The organism is Bauldia sp., from assembly GCF_020442045.1.
Classification (GTDB): domain Bacteria; phylum Pseudomonadota; class Alphaproteobacteria; order Rhizobiales; family Kaistiaceae; genus Bauldia.
On record NZ_JAGRLA010000002.1, the window covers coordinates 61,531 to 84,210 of the forward strand.

Annotated in this window: 25 protein-coding genes and 1 pseudogene; 7 read left to right on the forward strand and 19 right to left on the reverse strand. The window is 65.2% G+C overall.

Annotation, left to right across the window (positions count from 1 at the left end; all coding sequences use genetic code 11):
- The first annotated feature begins 61 nt into the window (after positions 1 to 61).
- The gene (gene cobT, locus KDJ86_RS00360; RefSeq protein ID WP_291741364.1) at positions 62 to 1,090 is read left to right on the forward strand and encodes a nicotinate-nucleotide--dimethylbenzimidazole phosphoribosyltransferase; all 1,029 of its coding nucleotides are present in this window, start codon (positions 62 to 64) and stop codon (positions 1,088 to 1,090) included.
- A gap of 16 nt (positions 1,091 to 1,106) precedes the next feature.
- Here the strand turns inward: cobT and KDJ86_RS00365 are convergent, their stop codons facing one another.
- On the reverse strand, positions 1,107 to 2,648 hold the full coding sequence (locus KDJ86_RS00365) for a sensor histidine kinase (protein ID WP_291741367.1): 1,542 nt from the start codon (positions 2,646 to 2,648) through the stop codon (positions 1,107 to 1,109).
- An 89-nt stretch (positions 2,649 to 2,737) separates the two neighbouring features.
- On the opposite strand from KDJ86_RS00365, the gene KDJ86_RS00370 reads away from it, so the two are divergent.
- The 3 genes from KDJ86_RS00370 to KDJ86_RS00380 all read left to right on the forward strand — a co-directional run bounded on the left by KDJ86_RS00370 (position 2,738) and on the right by KDJ86_RS00380 (position 4,433).
- Positions 2,738 to 3,424 carry a uracil-DNA glycosylase family protein gene (locus KDJ86_RS00370; protein WP_367116730.1) on the forward strand — a complete coding sequence of 229 codons (687 nt, stop codon included), beginning with the start codon at positions 2,738 to 2,740 and terminating at the stop codon, positions 3,422 to 3,424.
- Between the two features lie 107 nt (positions 3,425 to 3,531).
- Positions 3,532 to 4,020, forward strand: a complete 489-nt coding sequence (locus tag KDJ86_RS00375; protein WP_291741373.1) for an Lrp/AsnC family transcriptional regulator — start codon at positions 3,532 to 3,534, stop codon at positions 4,018 to 4,020.
- On the forward strand, positions 4,017 to 4,433 hold the full coding sequence (locus KDJ86_RS00380) for a hypothetical protein (RefSeq protein ID WP_291741381.1): 417 nt from the start codon (positions 4,017 to 4,019) through the stop codon (positions 4,431 to 4,433). The genes KDJ86_RS00375 and KDJ86_RS00380 overlap by 4 nt, the downstream gene beginning before the upstream one ends.
- Here the strand turns inward: KDJ86_RS00380 and KDJ86_RS00385 are convergent.
- The 3 genes from KDJ86_RS00385 to KDJ86_RS00395 form a co-directional block, all read right to left on the reverse strand.
- On the reverse strand, positions 4,430 to 5,137 hold the full coding sequence (locus KDJ86_RS00385; protein ID WP_291741385.1) for a DNA alkylation repair protein: 708 nt from the start codon (positions 5,135 to 5,137) through the stop codon (positions 4,430 to 4,432). The genes KDJ86_RS00380 and KDJ86_RS00385 overlap by 4 nt on opposite strands.
- A gap of 19 nt (positions 5,138 to 5,156) precedes the next feature.
- Complete coding sequence (locus tag KDJ86_RS00390; RefSeq protein WP_291741388.1) at positions 5,157 to 5,537, reverse strand: VOC family protein; 381 nt, start codon at positions 5,535 to 5,537, stop codon at positions 5,157 to 5,159.
- Between the two features lie 104 nt (positions 5,538 to 5,641).
- The gene (locus KDJ86_RS00395; protein ID WP_291741396.1) at positions 5,642 to 6,514 is read right to left on the reverse strand and encodes an NAD(P)-dependent oxidoreductase; all 873 of its coding nucleotides are present in this window, start codon (positions 6,512 to 6,514) and stop codon (positions 5,642 to 5,644) included.
- Positions 6,515 to 6,687: 173 nt separating this feature from the next.
- Here KDJ86_RS00395 and KDJ86_RS00400 point away from each other — a divergent pair, with 173 nt between their 5' ends.
- Complete coding sequence (locus KDJ86_RS00400) at positions 6,688 to 6,993, forward strand: antibiotic biosynthesis monooxygenase family protein (protein WP_291741399.1); 306 nt, start codon at positions 6,688 to 6,690, stop codon at positions 6,991 to 6,993.
- A gap of 42 nt (positions 6,994 to 7,035) precedes the next feature.
- Here the strand turns inward: KDJ86_RS00400 and KDJ86_RS00405 are convergent, their stop codons facing one another.
- The 6 genes from KDJ86_RS00405 to KDJ86_RS00430 form a co-directional block, all read right to left on the reverse strand.
- A complete protein-coding gene (locus KDJ86_RS00405) occupies positions 7,036 to 7,335 on the reverse strand; it encodes an antibiotic biosynthesis monooxygenase family protein (protein ID WP_291741401.1) in 300 nt (99 codons plus the stop codon).
- A 137-nt stretch (positions 7,336 to 7,472) separates the two neighbouring features.
- On the reverse strand, positions 7,473 to 8,168 hold the full coding sequence (locus tag KDJ86_RS00410; RefSeq protein ID WP_291741404.1) for an ABC transporter permease: 696 nt from the start codon (positions 8,166 to 8,168) through the stop codon (positions 7,473 to 7,475).
- Positions 8,165 to 8,872: an ABC transporter permease gene (locus KDJ86_RS00415; protein WP_291741407.1), complete on the reverse strand. Its 708-nt coding sequence runs from the start codon at positions 8,870 to 8,872 to the stop codon at positions 8,165 to 8,167. The genes KDJ86_RS00410 and KDJ86_RS00415 overlap by 4 nt, the downstream gene beginning before the upstream one ends.
- A gap of 80 nt (positions 8,873 to 8,952) precedes the next feature.
- On the reverse strand, positions 8,953 to 9,708 hold the full coding sequence (locus KDJ86_RS00420; protein WP_291741410.1) for an ABC transporter substrate-binding protein: 756 nt from the start codon (positions 9,706 to 9,708) through the stop codon (positions 8,953 to 8,955).
- 102 nt (positions 9,709 to 9,810) lie between these two features.
- On the reverse strand, positions 9,811 to 10,437 hold the full coding sequence (mobA, locus tag KDJ86_RS00425; RefSeq protein ID WP_367116729.1) for a molybdenum cofactor guanylyltransferase MobA: 627 nt from the start codon (positions 10,435 to 10,437) through the stop codon (positions 9,811 to 9,813).
- 6 nt (positions 10,438 to 10,443) lie between these two features.
- Entirely contained in the window at positions 10,444 to 11,268 is an 825-nt protein-coding gene (locus KDJ86_RS00430; protein ID WP_291741416.1) for an MliC family protein, read from the reverse strand.
- 413 nt (positions 11,269 to 11,681) lie between these two features.
- Between KDJ86_RS00430 and KDJ86_RS00435 the strand changes: the two genes are divergently transcribed.
- Positions 11,682 to 12,086, forward strand: a complete 405-nt coding sequence (locus KDJ86_RS00435; RefSeq protein WP_291741419.1) for a hypothetical protein — start codon at positions 11,682 to 11,684, stop codon at positions 12,084 to 12,086.
- Between the two features lie 543 nt (positions 12,087 to 12,629).
- Here KDJ86_RS00435 and KDJ86_RS00440 read toward each other — a convergent pair.
- Together KDJ86_RS00440 and KDJ86_RS20560 are read right to left on the reverse strand one after the other, a co-directional pair.
- Positions 12,630 to 12,818: a tryptophan-rich sensory protein gene (locus KDJ86_RS00440; protein ID WP_291741422.1), complete on the reverse strand. Its 189-nt coding sequence runs from the start codon at positions 12,816 to 12,818 to the stop codon at positions 12,630 to 12,632.
- 13 nt (positions 12,819 to 12,831) lie between these two features.
- Positions 12,832 to 13,017 (reverse strand): annotated as a pseudogene (locus tag KDJ86_RS20560) (tryptophan-rich sensory protein); the annotation flags it as partial.
- Positions 13,018 to 13,231: 214 nt separating this feature from the next.
- On the opposite strand from KDJ86_RS20560, the gene KDJ86_RS00445 reads away from it, so the two are divergent.
- On the forward strand, positions 13,232 to 14,398 hold the full coding sequence (locus KDJ86_RS00445; protein WP_291741424.1) for an Mrp/NBP35 family ATP-binding protein: 1,167 nt from the start codon (positions 13,232 to 13,234) through the stop codon (positions 14,396 to 14,398).
- A gap of 6 nt (positions 14,399 to 14,404) precedes the next feature.
- Here the strand turns inward: KDJ86_RS00445 and KDJ86_RS00450 are convergent, their stop codons facing one another.
- From KDJ86_RS00450 to KDJ86_RS00480, 7 genes are all read right to left on the reverse strand, one after another.
- Positions 14,405 to 15,484 carry a DUF1513 domain-containing protein gene (locus tag KDJ86_RS00450; RefSeq protein ID WP_291741427.1) on the reverse strand — a complete coding sequence of 360 codons (1,080 nt, stop codon included), beginning with the start codon at positions 15,482 to 15,484 and terminating at the stop codon, positions 14,405 to 14,407.
- Positions 15,474 to 16,595 (reverse strand): imelysin family protein, encoded by a 1,122-nt coding sequence (locus KDJ86_RS00455; RefSeq protein WP_291741430.1) that lies wholly within the window; start codon positions 16,593 to 16,595, stop codon positions 15,474 to 15,476. Before KDJ86_RS00455 ends, KDJ86_RS00450 begins: the two co-directional genes overlap by 11 nt.
- A gap of 1 nt (position 16,596) precedes the next feature.
- Entirely contained in the window at positions 16,597 to 18,132 is a 1,536-nt protein-coding gene (locus KDJ86_RS00460) for a di-heme oxidoreductase family protein (protein WP_291741433.1), read from the reverse strand.
- Between the two features lie 74 nt (positions 18,133 to 18,206).
- On the reverse strand, positions 18,207 to 19,490 hold the full coding sequence (locus tag KDJ86_RS00465) for an imelysin family protein (protein WP_291741436.1): 1,284 nt from the start codon (positions 19,488 to 19,490) through the stop codon (positions 18,207 to 18,209).
- 189 nt (positions 19,491 to 19,679) lie between these two features.
- Positions 19,680 to 20,903: a multidrug effflux MFS transporter gene (locus KDJ86_RS00470; protein ID WP_291741440.1), complete on the reverse strand. Its 1,224-nt coding sequence runs from the start codon at positions 20,901 to 20,903 to the stop codon at positions 19,680 to 19,682.
- A complete protein-coding gene (locus tag KDJ86_RS00475) occupies positions 20,900 to 21,802 on the reverse strand; it encodes a DMT family transporter (protein ID WP_291741443.1) in 903 nt (300 codons plus the stop codon). Before KDJ86_RS00475 ends, KDJ86_RS00470 begins: the two co-directional genes overlap by 4 nt.
- 132 nt (positions 21,803 to 21,934) lie before the next feature.
- A partial coding sequence (locus KDJ86_RS00480; protein WP_291741447.1) for a GTP 3',8-cyclase MoaA occupies positions 21,935 to 22,680 on the reverse strand: 746 nt, incomplete at its 5' end.

Below are 22,680 nucleotides of genomic sequence, written 5' to 3' on the forward strand. Positions count from 1 at the left end.
CCGACTCGGGTTATAGAACCACGCTCACGGCGCGTCCAAGAGACGCCCAACGGAGCCCATGATGCCGCCCGCCGAATCGGTGCTGCCCTTCGACGACATACGGAACCTGGTCAGGAGCATGCCGGATGCCGATGAGGCGGCGGCCGCTGCGGTTCGTGCCCGGGATGCCGAGCTGACCAAGCCGGCCGGCTCGCTCGGGCGGCTCGAGACTCTCGCCGAATGGCTCGCAAGCTGGCAGGGCAAGGCGCCGCCGACCGTCGACCGGCCGCTGGTAGCGATATTCGCCGGCAACCACGGCGTCGTCGCCCGTGGCGTCTCGGCTTTTCCCGGTGCGGTGACGCAGCAGATGGTCGAGAATTTCGCGGCCGGCGGGGCGGCGATCAACCAGATCTGCCTGACCCTCGATCTCGGCCTCAAGGTCTTCGACCTCGGCCTCGACGTTCCGACCGGCGACATCACGGTCGAGGCGGCGATGGACGAGGTCGCTTGCGCGAGGGCGATGGCTTTCGGCATGGAGGCGACGGCCGGCGGCATCGACCTGCTTTGTGTCGGCGAGATGGGGATCGGCAATACGACGGTCGCCGCAGCGATCTTCAACGCGCTCTATGGTGGGCCGGCAGTGGAATGGGTGGGGCCGGGAACCGGGCTCGACGCGTCCGGAATCGAGCGGAAGGCCGCCGCGGTCGAGGCGGCTCTCGACGTTCACCGCAACGGCCTGTCGGACCCGCTCGAGGTGCTCAGGCGCGTCGGGGGCAGGGAGGTCGCGGCGATGGCCGGCGCCATCCTCGCCGCGCGCCACGGACGCATTCCGGTCATCGTCGACGGCTATGTCGCGACGTCCGCGGCGGCCGTCATCCATGCCATGGATGCCGGCGCGATCGACCATTGCCTGTTCGGCCATCTGTCGACCGAACCAGGGCATCGCCGGGCCCTTGACCGGATGGGCAGGCGGCCGCTCCTCGATCTGGATATGCGGCTCGGGGAAGGAAGCGGCGCAGCCCTTGCCGCCGGCATCGTCCGCTCGGCCGCGCGGGTGCATGCCGGGATGGCGACCTTTTCCCAGGCGGGAGTCTCGGGAAAGGAAGGCTGAGCCGCAAGGCCGGCGGTCAGCCGACGCGCAGCCAGCGGTTCCTTCGCCCGCTGTCCTCCTCGATCGGCGGAAGCGCTTCCATCACCCGCGACGAGGGGAAGGTCGCGATGACCTCGGTTCCCTCGCGAAGCTTCGATTTCAGCTCGAACGCGCCGTCGTGCATGCGAACCAGCGCCTGGACGATCGGCAGGCCGAGGCCGGCGCCCTGTTCGGCATTCTTGATCGCGATCGCTCCCTGACCGAAGGAGGTCAGCACGATCGGGATCTCTTCCTCCGGGATGCCGGGACCGTTGTCGCGGATCGAAAGGAATTGCGCGCCGTCGGCTGTCGATCCGGCCCGGGCGGTGATCTGGCCGCCGGACGGGGTGAACTTGATCGCGTTCGAGACGAGATTGAGGACGATCTGGCGGATGGCACGATCGTCGGCCCAGATTCGCGGCATGTCGCGTTGGTAGTCCTCGACGATCCTGATGTTCTTTCCGCTGGCCTTGAGCTGCAGGAGATGACAGCACTCCTCGACGAGGGCGACCAGATTGACGGGTTCCTCGTAGAGCTCGTAGTGGCCCGCCTCGATGCGGGAAAGATCGAGGATTTCGTTGATCAGATCGAGGAGATGCTTGCCGCTCTCGTGGATATTGGCGGCATAGTCGCGATAGCTCTCGTTCTCGATCGGGCCGAGCACCTCGCCCTTCATGACCTCCGAGAAGCCGAGGATCGCGTTCAGCGGGGTCCGCAGCTCGTGGCTCATCGTCGCGAGGAAACGCGACTTGGCGAGATTCGCCTCTTCAGCGCGGCGCCGCGATTCGTCGGACATCGCCTTTGCCGTACCGAGCTCGGTGATCAGCAGGTCCTTCTCGGCGCGATATTCATGCATCGTCAGGGTCGCCGAATAGAGGCGCGACGCCAGGATGAGGAAGAAGGACTGGGCGCCGATGGCCATGACCGCCAACGCTACGAACAGGAGCTCGCCGCGGCCGATATAGACGGCGGCGAGGGTCAGGGTGACCGGTATCGTACCGACAACCGCCGCGGTGGGGATCGTCGAGGCGAGCATGGTGGTCGCGGCAATCGCGATCAGGGCGGTCGCGAAGAGGAAGATATCGGCGCCGTTTTGCTGGTCGAGCGCGGATGGTACCAGGATGAACAGCGCAGCCCACGAAACGCCGCCGACGAATTCGGCCGAGATGAACCGGGCGGTCCAGTTGCGGACCTGGACGTCGGCCATGGGAAGCCGCAAGAACTGGCGGCAATAGAGGTACATCCGGAAGTGGACAGCGAGCATCAGGACCGCCCAGGCAAGGACCTCGGGAAGACCGATCCAGAGCAGGGCGGCAGCGGAGACAACCGCCACCATCAACGGCACGACGAATGCGGCGCTCAGCCGGTTTTGCGCGAAGGTGAGGAGGAGCTCATAATCGAAGGCCGGCTTGGTACCGGTCATCGATGTCAGGCGTTCGCGTTGCGAGTCGATCGTGCGACGGACTTCGTTGCGATGCTCCGCCCGTTTGCGGTTTGTCGCCGTCTTGTCGCCGTTCGTTGCTGCTCCAATGGACGTCACGCAGGCTTTTCCCGGTCTGGTGCGCAGCGCCGTTCCCTCGGCGCGGACCATAACCTTGCCAGGGAGAGCTTAATTTGAGGCTAGACAGGGTGGTTAACGGGAGCAGAACGAACGGGCCGACCGGCACCGGAAGAACCGAACGCCAGGCTGCCAGGAGAAGACCGTCGCTGGAGGCACTGATCCGCGACATCCGGGCTTGCCGGATCTGCCGCGACGAACCGGTTGGAACGCCGCTGCCACACGAGCCGCGGCCGGTCTTCCAGGTATCGGAGAGGGCGACGATTTGCGTCGCCGGCCAGGCGCCCGGCACCCGGGTTCATGCATCGGGGCGGCCGTTCACCGATCCGTCCGGAGACCGGCTGCGGGAGTGGATGGGTGTCGACAGCGCAACCTTCTACGACCAGAACCGGATCGCGATCGTGCCGATGGGGTTCTGCTTTCCGGGGCAGGATGGCCGTGGCGCCGATCTCCCGCCGCGAAGGGAGTGTCCGCCAGCCTGGCGGGCAAAGCTCATGGCGGGCCTCCCCAATATCCGCCTGGTCCTCGCGGTGGGCGCCTATGCGCAGGGCTGGCACCTCGGCGCGCTGGCGGGAAGATCGCTGACCGAGACCGTCTCCGCCTGGCGCGAGATCGCCGCGGCGACCGACCCGGTCGTCGTTCCCTTGCCCCATCCGTCGTGGCGCAACAATGCCTGGCTGAAGAAGAACCCGTGGTTCGGGGCCGAACTGCTGCCGGTGCTGCGGGACAGGGTAGCGGAGGAGCTCGGGCGGTCTTAGTTCTGGTTGCGAAAAAAATCCTTTGCAGCAGTGAAGCCGGGGATGAAATTAGGATCATGTCTCTTTATAGAGGCAATCACGGAATTTCATTCTCGTGGAGACCCAGGATGGTCGACCGCCTCGACAGGAAGATTCTGCAGATACTTCAGGAAGACGCGACGATACCGGTCGCCGAGATCGGACGCCGCATAGGGCTGTCCACCACGCCCTGCTGGCGGCGCATCCAGAAGCTCGAAGAAGAGGGCGTCATAACCCGTCGCGTGGCCCTGCTCGATCCGAAGAAGATCAACACCCGGGTAACCGCCTTCGTCGCCATCACCACCAACCAGCACAATGACGAATGGCTCCGCCGCTTCGCCGAAGTGATCCGTGACATGCCGGAGGTGGCCGAGTTCTACCGGATGGCAGGGCAGGTGGATTACCTGCTGCGGGTCGTCGTGCCCGATATCGAAGCGTATGACTCCTTCTACCGGCGGCTGATCTCGAAGATCGACATCGCCGATGTCTCAACCACCTTCGCGATGGAGCAGATCAAATACACGACGATGCTGCCGCTGAATTACATCCCCCTCGACAAGGAGAAGGCGACGGCATGAGCTGGCTGTTTCGACGGACGGTCGCGGGTGCGGTACTGGCGGTCGCGGCGATCGCTGCGGTCCCGGCACTGGCTGCCGGCGGCAAATGGACAGCGGTGAGCAAGACGGCGATGTCGATTACCGGCGACATCACGGTCTCGGGCGGCGCGATCAGGTTCGAGAACGGCGCCAGCATCGGCCTCAAACCGGTCTCCGGTACACCCCGGCTCTTCGCGGTCGAGCCCGCCGGCAACCCGGAACTGCTGAATGGCAACTACCTCTGCAGCCCGGCCGAGGGGCCGAAATATGTTGCCCTGGCCGAACTCGGGACCACCCTGACCCTTCTCGCCTTCGACGGTCCCAAAGAGCCGGCCCTGGCCGAGAATCCTCTGGAGCAGGATGACATCTGCGCGATGTTCACTTACGCGCGCTAGCTCTTTTCGCCCCGTCGGCGGATACGCTCGATCCGCACCGGGTCGCTGAGCTCCTTCGCGGCGCCGCGCCCTATCCAGCGCGCCGTCCTGTCGTCCGACGCGGCCAACCGCTCGGCCATGGCGAGCGCCTCCGGATGCAGCGCCATCGAGCGCTTGCCGATCTGGCGAAGCGCCCAGTTGACGGCCTTCTTCACGAAGTTGCGCGGGTCGGCGGCGTGGCGAGCGACCAGCGCGAGAAACGCGACGAACCGTTCGTCGGGAACGTCCTTGCCATGCACCGCATAGGCGGCGAGCAGGGAGAAGCCTGCGCGCCGGACGAATTCCCGTTCGTCGTCGGCCCATGCCGGGATCTTTTCCTCGACGAAGGGCGTCCGGTCGAAGAGCCTGGAGCAGGCCTGGTCGCACAGGTCCCAGGAGTCGAAGTCCGCGGCCCAGGCGTCCATCTGCTCCGGCGTGACCTTCTTCGGCTCGTCGACGAAGACGGCAAGAAGGCGCGCCTCGTGGAAGCCGCTCGCCCAGAGCGCCGCCGCAAGGTCGTGATCGCGGCCGAGCCGCCGGGCGATCGGCCGGAGCTGCGCGATCGAGACGCCGAAGGCCCGGTCGACGTTGATGCCATAGCGGCCCATCCCGAGGCGGTTTGCCTCGGATCCGAGAGATCCGAGCTCGGCGATGATCCCCTCGGGATCAATACCGGCGGCACGCATGCAAAGGTCGAAGGGCCGCCTAGTCCTGCATTTCGAAGACGCCGATGATGTTGCCTTCCGAATCCCTGAACCAGCCGCCGCGGCCCCCGGGCATGCTGGCGATCGAGTCGACGGTCCTCATCCCGGGAAGATCATACTCCTCGAAGACGACGCCGAGTGCCTTCAAATCCCGCACTTCGGACGTGACGTCGGGCGTTAGGAAACTCATGAGGGTCTGCGGCGCCTCACCCGCATTCGGCGTCGGATAGATGAAGAAACCGGTTCCGTTCGCGGCCTGGTACATGACGCCGCCTTCGGTCTCCATGACCGGCTTGAAGCCGAGCTTTTCGTCGTACCAACGGATTGCCCGATCGAGATCAGAAGCGGGAATCGTTGCCATGACAGCGCAATCTGTCAGCATTTCACCCTCCTTCGTTCGATTGGGGTTATCCCCCAGACTTGAGGTTACTACCCGAATCCGGAAAGGACAAAAGGTCTGGCGCTATACCCTGCCCGGATTTCCGGTCAGTCGCGCATCAGCCGGGCGAGCAGGCTCGAGGTATCCCAGCGACCGCCGCCCATCGCCTGCACTTCGGCATAGAACTGGTCGACAAGCGCCGCGACCGGCAGCTTCGCGCCATTGCCGCGGGCTTCCCCGGTCGCGATCGCCAGGTCCTTGCGCATCCAGTTGACGGCGAAGCCGTGTTCGTATTCGCCGGCATCCATCGTCTTCCACCGGTTTTCCATCTGCCACGACTGGGCGGCGCCCTTCGAGATCACGCTGATCACCTGCTCGACGTCGAGTCCGGCGCGCTTGGCAAAATGGATGCCCTCGGCGAGACCCTGGACGAGGCCGGCGATGCAGATCTGGTTGACCATCTTGGTGAGCTGGCCGGCTCCGGCCGGCCCCATCAGGCCGACCATCTTGGCGAAGCAATCGATCACCGGCTTTGCCGCGTCGAACGTTGCCTGCTCGCCGCCGCACATCACGGTGAGTTGTCCGTTTTCCGCACCGGCCTGCCCGCCGGAGACCGGGGCATCCAGGAAGCCGCAGCCCTTGTCCCTGGCGGCGGTTTCGAGCTCGCGCGCGACGATGGCCGAGGCGGTCGTGTTGTCAATGAGGATGGCGCCTTGCTTCATGCCGGCCAGGACGCCGTCCTCGCCGATGGTAACGGAGCGGAGGTCGTCGTCGTTTCCGACGCAGCAGAAGACGAAGTCGGCGCCTCCGGCGGCTTCCCTCGGTGTCGGCGCGGACCTGCCGCCATGCTCGGCGACCCACTTGTCCGCCGTCGCGGCAGTGCGGTTGAAGACCACCAGCTCGTGATCGCCGCGTGCCTTGAGATGGCCCGCCATCGGATAGCCCATGATGCCCAGGCCGATGAAGGCTACTTTGGCCATTTGTTCATACTCCTGCTGGATTCGATGAAAGGCGCCGGGTCGGCGCATTCATGGATAGACCTTGCCCATGCCCCCGTCAGCACTACCCCGGCCGATCCGGCTCATGCAGGCGGGACGACGCAGGCCCCTCATGCGATGTTATGGGATCGGACGATCGAACTTAAGGTGACACAATGATCCTTAGACAATTTCGGGTGACGATTCACGAGGGCAGGGAGCAAGAATTCGAGACGGTGTTTCGCGACGAGATCCTCCCCATGGTCAAAGAGCATGACGGGTTGATCTGGGTCGCCGCCGGCAAACCGCTGGAGGGAGATTCCGACATTTTCTGCATGACCATGCTCTGGCGGGACCTGGATGCGATCAAGGCCTTTGCGGGGGCCGACTGGACCCAAGCCCGGATCGAACCGCAGGAGGCGCACCTGATCAAGTCCACCAGCCTCGAGCATTTCGCGCTTCTCGGGTCGACGGGGCCCTGAGAATCGCAGGGTCCGGCCGAGCCCGGGAGGTCGCAGGAACGCCTAGTCGCCGCCGAACACCTCGTAATGGTGCATCTCGACACGCTCCGCGATACGCGCTTCGTCGCCGAACAGGATGGCTTCCTGCCAATTCTCGCCGACCGCCCGCTTGATCGCGTCGGTGTCGGTCCAAACGGATGTCATCGAGAATTCCAGGCCATCCGGTTCGAGCGGCTTTCCCGCAAAGAAGGCGACACATCCGGCCTGACTCCGCATCCACGGGATTGAATGCTCTTCCACCATACGCTGCCAGTCCGCGGCGCATCCCGCCTTGACCCACACCCGGAATATTCGAACGATCATCTTTCCCTCCCCGATGACTGCGCGAGCGCGTCTGCCCGGCGCAGCGTGCCTCGCTGGCTGCATTCCAGATCATCCTGCCTGCGGCTTCGGCGCCTCCGCATGGCCGGCAACCAAGATTTCGAACGCGGGGCTGCCGGTCATGCCGTCGAGCGCCTGATATGCCGGCTGAGGCGGCGCTCGACCCGGTTCCACACGCGGCGAAGCGTTTCGACCAGGATGAAGTAGAGGATGGCGGCGTAGAAATAGACCGTGATGTCGAAGGAGCGGGCGAAAGCGAGCCGTGTCGCGCCCATCAGGTCGAACACGGTGACGATCGCGGCGACGGCCGACCCCTTGATCATCAGGATGACCTCGTTACCGAGCGGGCGGAGACCGAGCAGGACCGCCTGCGGCAGCACGATCTTGAGCATGGTCTGCCACCGCGACAGGCCGAGCGAGTAGGCCGCCTCCGTCTGGCCGGCCGCGACCTGGCGGATCGCCCCGCGGAGGATCTCGGTCTGATAGGCGCCGGTGTTCAGGGTGAAGGTCAGCAGGCAGCAATAGAACGCATCGCGGAAGAACCACCAGAGCCCGATGGATTCGAGGAAGGTCCGGAATTCGCCGCTGCCGTAGTAGACGAGGAAGACCTGTGCGAGGAGCGGGGTGCCGCGGAAGAAGAAGGTGTAGCCGAGCGACAGGGCGCGCAGGACGGGATTGGACGAGAGCCGGGCAAGCGCCATCGGCAACGAGATCAGCGCACCGAGCGCCACCGAGATGGCGACGAGCTCGATGGTGACCAGCAGCCCCTCGAGCATGCGGGGGCCATAGCGGCCGAGCAGCTCAAGCTGGCTCATCGCTTCATCCCCCTTTCCGACCAGCGTTCGATGGCAACGAGACCGAATGTCGAGATGATCGACATCGCCAGATAGATCAGGCAGGCGACGAGATAGAAGAAGAAGGGCTCCTTGGTGGCGCCGACCGCGACCGACGTCTGCCGCAGAAGGTCATTGAGCGCGATGATCGAAACCAGCGACGTTTCCTTGAGCAGGACGAGCCACAGGTTGGCGAGGCCGGGCAGGGCGTAGCGGATGAGCTGCGGCACGATGACCAGCCGCATCGCCTGGAACGGCGTCAGGCCGACCGCTGCCGCGGCCTCGTATTGGCCGCGCCCGATCGATCGAAAGGCCCCCAGAAAGACCTCGCTGGCGAAGGCCGCGAACACGAGGCCGAGGGCGACGAGACCGGCGACGAAAGCGTTGATCTCGACATAGGTGTCGGTGAAGAAGGAGACGAGCCATTGGACCAGATACTGGCCACCGTAATAGACGATGAACAGGGTCAGCAGTTCGGGAAGGGCCCGGAAGACAGTCGCGAAGAGGTTGCCGGGAACCGACAGCCAGGGCGCGTTCGCGTTCCGCGCCAGGCCGACGACAAAGCCAAGGGCAAGGCCGAACGGAAGCGTCGCGGCGGCGAGCCGGATCGTCAGCCAGGTGCCGGCCGCGATCTCGTCGCCCCATCCGTCAGGACCAAAGCTGAGCAGCCCGAGAAGGTCTCCCACGGCGGGCGCTCCGTGCCGTCAGGCAAACACCGGGATGGCGTATTCGCCACCCCGGCTGTCTTTGTTGCGCACCGTCCCGATCAGTAGAGCGAGAAGGGGAAGTACTTCTTGCTGACCTCCTCGTAGGTCCCGTCGGCGAGGATGCCAGCGATGGCCTCGTTGAGCCTTGCCTTCAGCTCGGTATCCTCCTTGCGGACGCCGATACCGATGACGTCATCCTTGACCACCGCCTCGCCGACGAACTCGCAGCACGCGCCGTCTTCGGTTGCGAGCCACAGATCGGAGGGGCCGATATCCGCCAAGACGCCGTCGAGGCGCCCGGAGGCGAGGTCGAGATAGGCGTCGTCCTGGGTCGGATAGAGCTTCACGTCGGCATCGCCGTAGTGTTCCTCCAGGAAATTGGCCGATACGGTCGAGCTTTGAGCGCCGAGGGCCTTGCCGGCGAGGCCCTCCGGCGAAACATCCGTGACTCCCGAGTCTTTGGGCATCACGAAGACCAGCGAATTGGTGTAGTAGCGGTCCGTGAAATCGATCACCTGCTGACGCTCGTCGGTGATCGACATCGAGGCGACGATCGCGTCGTATTTGCCGGCAAGCAGGGCGGGAATGATACCGTCCCAGTCCTGCGCGACGATCGTGCATTCGACCCCCATCTTGGCGCACAGCGCCTTCGCGATGTCGACATCAAAGCCCTGCAGCTCGTTGTTGGCGTCGATGTAGTTGAACGGCGGATAGGCGCCCTCGGTTCCAATCCGAAGCGTATCCGCGGCCATGGCGGGCGCGGATACCAGGGCGACGGCGAGCAATCCGGCACCGATGCTGTGTAGTCTCGACATGACGATCCCCCTAAGCGTTCTTGTTGTTGCTGTGCCAGCGTACAATCGGTCGCGACAATACCGCAAATCCCGAATACATCCGCCAGGCACGGCGCGGGGAACTCAAAGCAAGGCTCGTGCCGCCTCCAGATCCTCGGGGGTATTGATATTGAAGAATGGATCGCGCCGTCCGGTCGCGCTGTCGTCAAAATCGACAGGGACGTAGCCGATGTCATCGAGCCAGTCCCTGACCCGGAGGGAGCGGCCTGTCCTGATGCGATGGTCCAGCGTATCGGCGCAAGCCACCGGAAAGACTCCGAAAACGCCGTGAACGCGTCCGCCGGTGCGGGCGATTGCGGCCTGGTCAGGAGACGGCAAGGCTGCGGTGAGCCGCTGGACGAGGTCGACCGGGAAAAACGGGGTGTCCGTCGCAACGGACGCGATCTGCGTCGCCTCGGGCACGGTCTTCATCGCCCAACGCATGCCGGCGAGAATGCCGGCCAGCGGCCCAACGAAGCCCGGCACCGGGTCCGCGACCACCGGCAATCCGAATCCGGCGAACCGGCTGGCGTCGCCATTGGCATTGATGATCAGCGCCGAGACCTGCGGCCCCAGCCGCTCGATCGCGTTGGCGAGCAGCGGCGTCGCGCCGAACGGCAGCAGGCACTTGTCGATGCCGTCCATGCGGGAGGCGCGGCCGCCGGCGAGCAGGACGCCGACAGGGCGCAGCGACAATCCCTCGGCAGTCAACGAACGCTACTGCCCGACGATGAGGGTCTTGCGGATCGCATCGAATTCCGCCGTCAACGCAGCGGCATCGAATGCCGTCACGGTGCCGGGATCGAAGTTCGCGATGTTGGCCGAATGGACAAAATAGCGCACGGCGAGGCACGGCGACGTCCCGACCAGCGCGTAGACCGTCTCCTCGTAGATGTTGCCCGCGCCGGCATCCGAGAGAGAGGCGACCGAATAGTCGGTGCCATTCTCGGTGACCGTCGTCGGCGTGCTCGCGCCTTCGGGCAGGAAGAGATCGGCCGTGCATGCCGCCGCGTCGGGAAGCGTTTCGACACTCAGCCGCGTATCGTCGGCGAGGTTGGTGCCCTGGGTCATGCCGGCGGGGATGGTGAAGGAGACGCCGGTAATGTCGTGGCCGGGCCCGAGACCTTCGTAGACATAGCCGCCATTGACCGTGTAGCCCGGCGGATAGCGGAGCGAGAAGCCGAATTCCGAGCTGGCGAAAGTCGCCCAGCCCGCGGGAGCCATGTCGCTGACCTGGATGCAGCCATTGAATGTCGGCGTTTCGTCGGCCCCCTCGGTGATGAAGGCGGTGTTGCCCTTGTTCCAGAAGACGATGCTCTCGTCGCTGTTGGCGTAGCGGGCGCCGGAACCCGACATGGTCTGTGGCAGGGTGAGCGTCCGGCCGTCGCTCAGGTTCAGGTCGACCTTGTCGGGATAGAAGGCGGCGTCGATGGTCTTGCCAAGATTGCAGGCGAAGGAGACATCGGTAATCAGGTCGGCGGCCGAGGCGCCGCTCGGTAACGCCATCGCGGCAAGGACCAGGGTCGATCGAAACGACTGCACGGCAAACCTCCATTCCAGCGAAGGGGTGGTCACCGCGGGATCATAGCACTCGATCGGCGTGTCGGGATGTCCGAAACAAACCGACAGCGTCCGTGCTTTCCGGTTGATTAAGACTGAACAGCGGCGGACCGAAGGCGCCCATCACGCCGCCGGGACGGGTGAGGAGGGGAGCGTCGTTCCGGGGAGACGTCCAAATTCACGCAGCCACCTTCGGAGGCGCGGCCCACTCGGGGAGCAGCGCCAGTCGCAACGAGAACGCGTATACGGTTGGTCATTCCGTCCGCCGTGCGCCCACTCGTGAACGAGCGGGTCGCAACGACGATCGGAAGCGGACGAGTCCGCTCCGTTACTTCTTCGCAGCAGACGCCCTCTTCGCCGGGGCTTTCCTGGCCGCAGCGGGCTTCTTCGCAGCGGTGGTCTTCTTCGCGGCGGCGGGCTTCCTGGCAGCCGTGGTCTTCTTCGCGGCCGGCTTCCTCGCAGCGGTGGTCTTCTTCGCGGCGGCGGGCTTCCTGGCAGCGGTGGTCTTCTTCGCCGCGGGCTTCCTCGCAGCCGTGGTCTTCTTCGCGGCGGGTTTCCTGGCGGCCGTGGTCTTCTTCGCGGCCGGCTTCTTCGCAGCCGTGGCTTTCTTCGCGGCAGCGGGCTTCCTGGCAGCCGGTGCCTTGCGAACGGCGGGCTTCTTGGCTGCCGTCTTCCGTGCCGCGGCGGTTCTGGCAGCCGGCTTCTTCGCGGCGGTGCGCGAGGCGGCGGGCTTCTTGGCCGGGGCTTTCTTCGCCGCCGGTTTCCGTGTCGCTGTCTTCGCCAAGGTAGTTCTCCTCTGATGCCGGATCGCGAATCGACCCGCGCCAAACATTGTAATTCAGATTGCCGGTTAATTTCGCGCTAATTACAAACAAACGCTGTGTTGTATCGCTGTCCAGTTCAACGCGTCTTAGCAATGACAATTCTGGTCGCGTTGATCGCGTGAAACGACGATGGCTTCGACCACGAATACGCCGTGCCGAACAGGGCGACGTAGTCATTCAAGAGTTCGGAGTCGGGATCGCCGGCGCAATGACGGGATAACTCCCGACACAACAATTGAAGGGTCGGGCCGGGGCAGTGCAAAGCCGAGAAGGCAACGATCGCGACAGGCGTATTTCTTGTCTTGGCCGGCGTCGGCAGAACCGTGAGACGCCACCGCGGGTTGACCGATCCCTGCCCGCGATGCCTTCCTAAGCATTTGGAAAATTGGATGAATTTGTGGCGGTGTCGCGGCAGAGTCGAGGCCCGGACGACCGCTGGAGACGCTTGATGAGCGACAAGCTGGCTCCTTTGAATTCGATCCCGCCACGGCGTTACTTTGCGGCACGGCAGCGTATGCATCACACCGCGGCTCGTCGGTCGAGCGCGACGATCGCGACGTTGAGGACGGTCGCGAATGCGACCCGAACGAGGTACGGCCCGCGCATCGCCGCTGCCATGCGCACGATATTCCGGAACGTGACCATGATGGCCGCGAAGACGATCGGAAGCGCGACCATCGCGCCGAGACCGAGGTCCGGATTCCGCACGCCGAAAAATGTCCGGCGACCATGCGGCGTCGAGGAAAGTCTGTAAGACGAAGGGCAGGAGCGCGACTGTCCGGGCGCGCGGCGACGAGGTTCGCCAGGCCAGCCACGCGGCGATCGCCGTCACCGTATGGAGGGGTCCCCAAGACGATCGGGAAGACGGCGTCGGGCGGATTGAAGAACGGCCTTTCGGGCGCGGCATACCAGGTCGGGATGTCGGGTGTCGCTGCAAGCTGCCGGAAGGAAGCTGGTGGTATCGTGACGCCGCGGGACCGGCTATGGTGGTCTCCTCGGAGTTCTCACCAACAAAGACAGGCGCCGGTCCGCGCTTTCAGTTCCGAATCCGCTCGCGGCCGAATTGACCGCGCGCAAGACAGCCATGGTCGCGGGCCACCAGACACGGAAAGAAAGTCAGTATGTCCGACATCACCAAGGATCAGGTTCTCGATCGCCTCCGGACGGTAACGGGACCGGACGGGACCGGCGACATTGTTTCGCTCGGGCTCGTGTCGGACATCGTCATCTCCGGCAACAAGGTGATGTTCTCGGTGACCGTCCCGGCAGAGGCGGCCTCGACGCTTGAACCGCTGCGGGTCGCGGCCGAACGGGCGACGCGCGACCTGCCCGGCGTCGAAGGTGCGATGGTGGTGTTGACCGCGGAGAAGAAGGGGGGCGGCGCGCCCTCGGGCGCGCAACAGCCCGCGGCCCCGGCCGGCGCGCAACATGCGCCGCCGCGGCAGCAGGCGGACCAGCCACGCGGGCGCGGCAAGGCGGGGATCCCCGGCGTCGGTGCGATCATCGCGGTCGCCAGCGGCAAGGGTGGCGTCGGCAAGTCGACGACCGCCGTCAACCTCGCGCTCGGTCTGAAGCTGAATGGCCTGCGGGTCGGCATTCTCGACGCCGATATCTACGGACCCTCGCTTCCGCGTTTGCTCAACCTCAAGGATGCCAAGCCGGAGATCGTCAGCGGACGCACGCTGCGGCCGCTCGATGCCCATGGTGCCAAGGTCATGTCGATCGGCTTTCTCGTCGAGGAAGAGACGCCGATGATCTGGCGCGGGCCGATGGTGATCTCGGCGCTTAACCAGATGATGCGCGAGGTCGAATGGGGCGAGCTCGACATCATGGTCGTCGACATGCCGCCCGGTACGGGCGACGCCCAGCTCACCATGGCCCAGCAAGTGCCGCTTGCCGGTTCGGTCATTGTCTCGACGCCACAGGACCTCGCGCTGATCGATGCGCGCCGCGGCATCGCCATGTTCGAACGTGTCGATGTCCCGGTTCTCGGGATCGTCGAGAACATGAGCTACTTCCTCTGTCCGCATTGCGGCGGGCGTACCGACGTCTTTGCCCATGGCGGGGCGCGGCATGAGGCGGAAAGGCTTGGTGTTCCGTTCCTCGGCGAAGTCCCGCTCGAGCTGAAGATACGCGAGACCTCGGACGCCGGCGCACCGATCGTCGCCTCGGATCCGGGCAGTCCTTTCGCCGAGGTCTATCGCGAGATCGCCGCGCGGGTCTGGGACGGCGTCCAGCGTGGGCAGGGCGAAAGCGGCCGCGCGCCGCCGAAGATCGTCATCGAGTGAGGCGCGTCAGCCGATCTTGCGGACGTGGTTGTCCCAGGCGACGCCCGGGGTCTCGCTGATCAGGTTGCGCCCCTGCCACAGGCGTCCCGTGCCGTCGGAGATGAAGAAGTCGCGCCCGTCCGGCGCGATGCCGCAGACGTCGGCGATGGCGCGGCTCTCGACAAAGTTCCGGGTCGCGACATCGAAGATCACCACGTGGCCGCCAACCGGGCTGGTCGCCGCGACGCGCGTGCCGGCGTCATTGACGGTGACCGCGCCGACATATTGGCGCATGCCGGCATAGGCCAGGGCCGGCGCGGTGACGAGTCTCGGATCACCGCCGGGCCTGTGCGTGCCGACGAGGTCGACCCGGTCGCTCTCGCTGCCCTCGTATTGACCGCCGAACCAGATGGTGCGGTCGGTCGATTCCGCCATGTGCCGGATCGACAACTGGTGGAGCGAAGCCGGCAGCATGATCTTCTCGATCAGGTCGCCGGTCGCCGCGTCGAGATAGACCAGCGATGGCTCCATGGTCGGCAGGTTGAGCTTGACCCGGTCGTAGTCGGGATGGGTGGCGACACCGCCATTGCCGACGGCGATCGTCCGCCCGTCGCGCATGAGGAGCGCCTCGTGGGGGCCGATGCCATGCGTATCGATCTCGCCGATCCGGGCGAAGCCGCCGCCGGCGTCGTAGATGCCGAGTACGCCGCGCTCCGCCTCGTAGTCATTTTCGGTCGCGTAGAGCAGGCGGCCGTCGGCGGAGAAGAAGCCATGGCCGTAGAAATGGCGGCCGTCGGGCGGGACGAAGGTCGCCACCCTGCGTCGACCGCGGAGATCGATGACCAGTGCGAAGAAGCCCGGCCTGCGCGCGAAGACGACGGCCGTCGCACGATCGGGCGATATCGCGATGTCGTGTCCGCGCGCGTCGAGGCTTTCGCTGAACAGGACCTTGCCGGCGTGGTCGAGGACGGCGACCGAGCAGTCGGCATCGCGTTCCACGCGAGCCGCGACAAAGGCCGGAGCGCCGTCGGCGCGGGCAAGCGTGCCGATCGGCATCACGCCGAGAGCGGTGATCGCCTTGATGAAGTTTCGCCGGTCAATCGCCATCGAGTGAATTGAATCCCGTGATCAGGCCCAGGGCGTCCGGATAGCCGTGCTCGAGGAGTTCCGCCGCGCCGCCGAGCGGGATCCGGGTATAGGCGAGCAGGTCGTGGTTCTTCGGTTCGGTGACGAGGTCCTCCCAAGGCGCGCCGTCCTCGGCGACGTTGGCCAGGGTCGAATCCGCATTGCGAATCTCGAAGGCGAGCGAGCCGGCTTGCCAGTCGCTGTCCTTCGGCAGGGCGGCGCCCAGGCCTTCGGCGCCGCAGAGCGAAACGACCGAGGCGAGGTTTGCCCGGATCGAAGCGATGGTCATGTTCGATCGCCAGAAGGGGGCGAGCTTCGGCTTCGCATCCTGCAGAGTCTCGCCAATGGTGAAGGCGAGCTTGAGCTGCTGGTCCATCTGGACCATTTCGCGACAGGACTTGACCAGTTCCTGCACGACTTCGCCGTGGGAGCGGTAGATCGGGTTTTCCTCGCCGGCCTCCAGCATCAGGGCGGCGTAACCGGTCGGGCCGCGCCAGGCATCGGAGAGCTCGCGCGCGGTACCGGCGATCGCACCGGCGATGGCCGCCCCGTAGCCGCAGCGGTGCGAGCGGTCCGCCGCATCCTTGTCTGCGAGGACGTCGCTGCCCGTTCCGAACAGCACGAATTCCAGGGCGACGAGACCCTGGACCGCGACGCTCTTGCCACGCAGGGAATCCGGATCGGTGGCGGTCGCGTCCCGCGAAGCGAGGAGGCCCTGCACCTGCTTCAGTCCGCGACCTCGCGGGTCCGGCCAGAAGAACAAACGTTCGAAGCGGTTGCCGTCACGCACCGGCCCGAAGCGGAACATCTCGACGCCCGACCAGGCGAGCACGAGGGCGCGAAAGCCCTCCCGCGCCGCTTCGAGCCGTTCATTGTCGGCCTGCCAGCAGAGGTCGTTGAGGGCCGTGACTTCCGCGTCCGCCTTCTCCGCCAGCAAGGCGTATCGGGGCAGGACGAAGTGCTCGACGGCGTCGACCACCACCGGGCGGAAGGCAATAGCGGGAATCTCGGTAACGCGACCCTCGTCGTCACCATGTGCCGGCCAGCATGCCGTGGCGACGATCAGCACCACAAGGCCGAGTTGCTTGATCATGTTACAGCGACTCCAGAAAGCGGATCAGCGCGGCACGCTCATCCGGTGTTGCCGCGATAACCGCATCGCGTGCCGGCGCGGCTTCGCCGCCGTGCCAGAGCACCGCCTCGAGCAGGTTCCGCGCTCTTCCGTCATGCAGGAACAGCGTATGTCCGCTGACGGTCTCCGTCAGCCCGATACCCCAAAGCGGCGCGGTGCGCCATTCGCTGCCGGAGGCATCGCCGACCGGGCGGCCGTCGGCCAGTCCTTCGCCCATGTCGTGGAGGAGGAGGTCGGTGTAGGGCCAGATGAGCTGGAAGCGGTGTTCCGGCTGCGGTGCGTCACGGCTCGTCACGTATTTCGGCGCGTGGCAGGAGGCACAGCCGAGTTCATAGAACAGCTCCTTGCCACGGAGGACTTGCGGGTCGTCGATATCGCGCCGTGGCGGAACGCCGAGGTTGCGGCTGTAGAAGGTGACGAGATCGAGGACGGGATCGGGCGCCTCGACCGGGCCGAGCCGCTCCTGAACGCCGTTCGGGGCTTCCCGGCAGATCGCCTGGCCCGGCGTGCAGTCCCCGAAGGCCGTCGGGACAAGGGGGGTGGAGATGCCGATGTCGCCGGAAAAGGCGTCGGCGGTCTGGGCCCTGATCGTCGGGGTCGACGCCTTCCATCCGAAGCGGCCGAGGACGATCTCGCCGGTTTCCGGGTCGCGCACCATGCTGGGCCTGCCGGAAATCCCGTCGCCATCCGCGTCGTCGGGGTCCGCCCTGGCGAGAATGTCCCCGGGATGGATCGCCTCGAGCAGGCCGGCGCCGATCATTGGCGGCGCGACGCGCGGCGACAGCATGACATCCGGATCCATCGGGCCATAGCCGAGATCGGAAACGTCGTAACGGGGTTTGCGGAGGATGACGGTTTCGCCACCATTCAGGGCGACCGGGACATCCTCGTAGGTGATCTCGACCTTGCCTTCGGCGGGAACGCCCTGAACCGCAAAATTCTGAAACTGGCCGCCATAGGTGGGCTCCGGAATCCGGAGCAGGGCCTTGCTCGCCAGAGCCTCCCGTTCCGCTTCCGTGCGCGGTGGCACCGAAAGCCGCAGGAACATCGAGCTCGGCGGCTCATCCGGGGTCAGCGGCGGATGCCCGCGGCCATCCTTGAGGTGGCAACGCTGGCATGCCCGGGCGTTGAAGAGGGGGCCGAGGCCGTCTGAGGCCTGGGTGGAGGAGGGCGCCGACACCCACACTTTCCTGAACAGGCCGTTGCCGAGCTTGAAATCCTGCTCGCCGCTGAAGCTGAGATTGCCGAGCGGGAAGGAGAAGGCGTTGTTGTTGGGGCGGGCATTGGCGGTGGCGGCGCCAGCCGACATGCGCTCGAATTTCTCCGAAGCGGTGAAGTCCGCGGTCGGCGCGACAATGGCCGCGACGCGGGCCCGGTCGGCATCGTCCAGATCGTCGCGATAGGCAAGGAGGGCCGCCGAAACCGCGCCACCGGCGGTAATGACCGCCAGGCAGGCCAGGGAAATCAACTCGAAACGGCTGCTCTTGGACGCTGGCATGGAACATCGACCGGGAAAGGGACGCGCGACCAAAGCCGGGGCGCGCGTCCCGGAGTATATATGGGACGTCGGCCCTACTGGAACACAACGTCCGGACTGTCGAGGCTGTCGGAGCCTTCGAGATCGATCGCACCGAGATCGAGAACGGCGATCGCCCGCTCGATCGAGCGGGTCTGGTCGATCAGCCCGTCGATCGCCGCCTGGACCGCGGCATTCCCTTCCGGATTCTGTTCGCCGATCATCTGGTCATAGGCTTCGATGGCCTCGCCGCGCGCCCGCATCGCCGCCATCGCAAGGACCGTGACATCAAGCTTGGCGGAGATTTCGTCGGCCAGGTCGGCATCCCTGGCCGCGATCAGGTCGCGGACGGCCGGTCCGTCGACGATGGAACCGTCGATCCGCCGATAGTGGCCCGCATAGACGTTGCGGATACCCAGCGTGTCGAAGTAATGCGAGTTGAAGGTGTTGTCGGAGAAGCAGTCCTGCTCTTCCTCCGGGTCGTGGAGCAGCAGGCCAAGCTTCATGCGCTCGCCGGCGAGCTCGCCGTAGGACAGCGACCCCATGCCGGTTAGGATGCTGGCGATCCCCGCCTGCGCGTCGGCATCGAGCGCTTCACGGGCGGCGCCACCGTCCGCCTGCCAGTTGCCGACCATCTCCTCGAGGTCGGAGACAAGAAGCGACGAGGCCGCCTTGAGATAGGCGGCGCGGCGGTCGCAATTCCCGCCGGTGCAGTTCGCCGGGTCATAGTCGGTCGCCGGTCGCATGCCCGCGCCCGGGCCGGTGCCGTTCAGATCCTGTCCCCAGAGCAGGAACTCGATGGCGTGGTAGCCCGTCGCCACATTCGCTTCGACCTCTCCCGCTTCCTGCAGGACGTCCTGGAGGAAGGCCGGTGTGAGTTCGCTGGCATCGACCTCTTCGCCGTCGATGATCAGCGTCCGGTTGGCGATCACGTTGACGGTGTAGAGCGGATTGGCGTCCGACTCGGTGCCGTAGGTGGCATCGACATAATCGATCAGACCTTCGTCGAGCGGCCATGCATTCACCCGGCCTTCCCAGTCATCGACGATGGCGTTGCCGAAGCGGAAGACCTCGGTCTGCTGATACGGCGCGCGCGCCGCGATCCATGCCGCCCGCGCCGCGTCGAGGGTGCCCTCCGAAGGATTGGCGATCAGGTCGTCGATGGCCGCGTCAAGCGCCCTGGCGGTGGTCAGCGAGTCCTGGTAGCCGGCCAGCGCGATATCGGCGTAGTTGGCCAGGACATCCCGAACTTCGACCGCTTGGGCCGAACCGATCCATAAACCCGACAGGATCAGGGGAGCGGCTGCAAGGCATGAGGCGGTCGATTTGGTCATTCGCATGCGTGTCTCCTTTTCGAAGGCCGCCGAAGGGCCGCGAGTTGCTTGTCCCTTCGTCCCTTCCTGGAATTAATTTAAAGTATGCCCGCAATAACTATCGTTTCTGTGGCGGTTCACAGCTAGGATGAGTTCAAGAGCAATGTATTTTGCAAAATAAATACGGTCAAATATTATGTTTTTGAATGGTTATAGTTATAAAGAATGCTCGCGACTCTGGTCGCGCGCTGTCCGGGTCCACATCGCGGCGACGATCCCGGAGAGGGCGAGGACTCCCATGCATATCGTCAGCGGAAACACGGAATGGGTCGCCGCGAGCAGGGCGCCAATCAGAACCGTGGCGATGGCGCCGAAGCCGATCTGCATGCTGCCGGCCATTCCCGAGGCCGCCCCGGCCAGCTCCGGCCGGACCGAGACAGCTCCGGCAAGCGCGTTCGCGAGCGTCAGGCCGTTGGCGAAACCGATGGCATACATCGGCACGAACAGCGCCAGGGGATGGTACCAGCCGGCAAGGAAAGCCATCGCCATGCCCAGCACGGCGACGAAGGTCACCGTGCTGCCGGCGAGGATCATGAAGAAGATCCCGGTTCGCCTGGAATAGCGTGCGGTCAGAAAATTGCCGATCAGGAACCCGCCGGGAACCAGGATGAAATAGAGGCCGTATTCCGTCCCCGTCATGCCGAGCATGTCGACGGCGACGAAAGGCGTTCCGCCCAGGAACGAGAAGAACACCGAAGTGCCGAAGGCGCAGGCAAGGGCATAGGCCCAGAATTGCGGGATGCGGACCAGCGTCATGAAGCCATGCCGGAAGGTCTGCCGGGATTCGCTCCTGTCCGTGGGGAGGTTCGTCTCGGGCAGGAACAGAAAACACGCGATCGCCACGGCAATGCCGAGCCCGGTCTGGAGAGCGAAGATCGATCGCCAGCCGAACGTGTCGTTGAGCACGCCGCCGATAACCGGACCGACCATCGGCGCCATGGCAAAGCCCATCGTGACGTAGCCGAGCATGCTCGCCGCGTCGTCCCGGTCGTAGCGATCGCGGATCATTGCGCGTCCGAGCACGATGCCGACGCAGCCGCCGGCGCCCTGGGCGATACGAGCAACCACGAGAATCGTGATCGAGTCCGCCGTCGCGCAGGCGATGGTGGCGGCGATGAAGGCCGCGAGACCGGCGAGCAGCACCGGGCGACGTCCGAAACGGTCGGAAAGGGGACCAAGAACGAGCTGCGAGCCGGCCGTCGCGAACAGGTAGGCCGACAGCACCAGTTGAACACCCGCCTGGTCGGTGCCGAGGCCGCGCATGATATCCGGCATCGCGGGCACGAACATGTTGACGGCGATCGGATTGAGGGCCGAGACCGCGATCAGGATCGCGATGAAGGCGGACGGCGCCACCTGACGTTGGCCGAACCCGCTCATATGTCGATATCGCTTTCGGCCGCGAGACGGGCGAGACGGCGTTCGCGCTGAAAGGCGTATATGCCGGTGGCGATGATGATCGCCGTGCCGACCATCATCATCGGGTCGGGGACTTCGCCCCAGACGATGAAGCCGACGATGATCGCCCAGACGATGACCGAATAGCGAAACGGTGCGATCACCGCTATGTCGCCGTGGCGCATGAAATCAACCGCGGTGAGATAGCCGCCGATCAGGAACACCGCCGAGCCGGCCATCAGCGCGAGGCCATGCATGCTCGGCCAGCTCCACGACTCGCCGGTGGCAAGGCCGAGCGCCGGTCCGGTCAGGCACACCGCCACGCTCGTCGCCAGGGCGACAAGCAGCGCCGGCAGGTTGCGCGGCATCATGCGGGTGGTCATGTCGCGCAACGTGATGAAGACCATCGAGGCGAGGGCGACCAGGCTGAAGACATTGAAGCCCGAAAACCCGGGGCGGATCACGATCAGGACGCCGAGGAACCCGATGGCGATGGCAAGCCACCGCCGCCAGCCGACCTCGTCGCCGAGGAAGACGGCCGCGCAGGCGGTGACCATCAACGGCACGACCTGCAGGATCGCATTCACATTCGCGATCGGGATCTTGAACAGGGCGACAAGGAAGAGGACCGCGCCAAAAACCTCGGCGATCAGGCGCAGCAACAGCCACCGGTTCCACAGCATCCCGACCCGGCGGTGGGCTCCGGTCCATATGACGATCGGCACGAGGAGCGTGGTCGCGAAGATTCCGCGCAGGAAGAGCAGCTCGCCAAGCGGCATCTCGCTGTTCGCCAGCTTGATCATCGTATCGTTGATCAGGAACAGCAGATTGCAGGCAGAGATCGCAACGATACCGCGCAAGGTCTCGCGGAACGGAGTCATGTCGCCTCGGTGTTTGTCGGGAAATCGCGCTGCCGCGATGCGGTGGAGTACCGGGGAGTTGTACCTAGAGTGCCCTTGGATACGCCAAGACGCAATCCATTGGTGTTTCGGGCGAGATCGAGCGCTGGGGCGTCAGCCGCCGGTGACGCTCATATGGCGGGAGACGGCGGGCCGGTTGAGCCGGTCGATGACGAAGTCGTGCCCCTTCGGCTTGCGGGCGATCGCCCGCTCGATCGCGTCATGGAGCGGGCCGTCGCTTTCCGAGGCACGCAGGACCGAACGCAGATCCAACGCGTCCTCCTGGCCGAGGCACATGAACAGCGTACCCGTGCAGGTGACGCGAACCCGATTGCAGCTTTCACAGAAGTTGTGGGTCATCGGCGTGATAAAGCCGAGACGTCCGCCGGTTTCCGCGACTTCGACGTAGCGGGCGGGGCCGCCTGTCCGGTAGGGGATATCGACGAGGGTCCAGCGCTGGCTGAGCTGCTCGCGAACGTCGGCAAGGGACAGATACTGGTCGAGGCGATCAGGTTCGATCTCACCGAGCGGCATGGTTTCGATGAGCGTCAGGTCCATTCCCGAACCATGCGCCCAGCGGATCATCTCGTCGAGCGCGAACTCGTTGACGCCTTTCAGGGCCACCGCGTTGATCTTGACCTGCAAACCCGCCCGTTGCGCCGCGCGGATGCCATCGAGAACCTTGCCCAGATCACCCCAGCGGGTAATCGCCCTGAATTTCTCGGGGTCCAGAGTGTCGACGGAGACGTTGATCCGCTTTACGCCGCAGGCAACCAGGTCGTCGGCGAAACGCGCAAGCTGGGAGCCGTTGGTCGTCAGCGTCAGCTCGTCCAGGTCACCGCTCTCGAGATGGCGCGAAA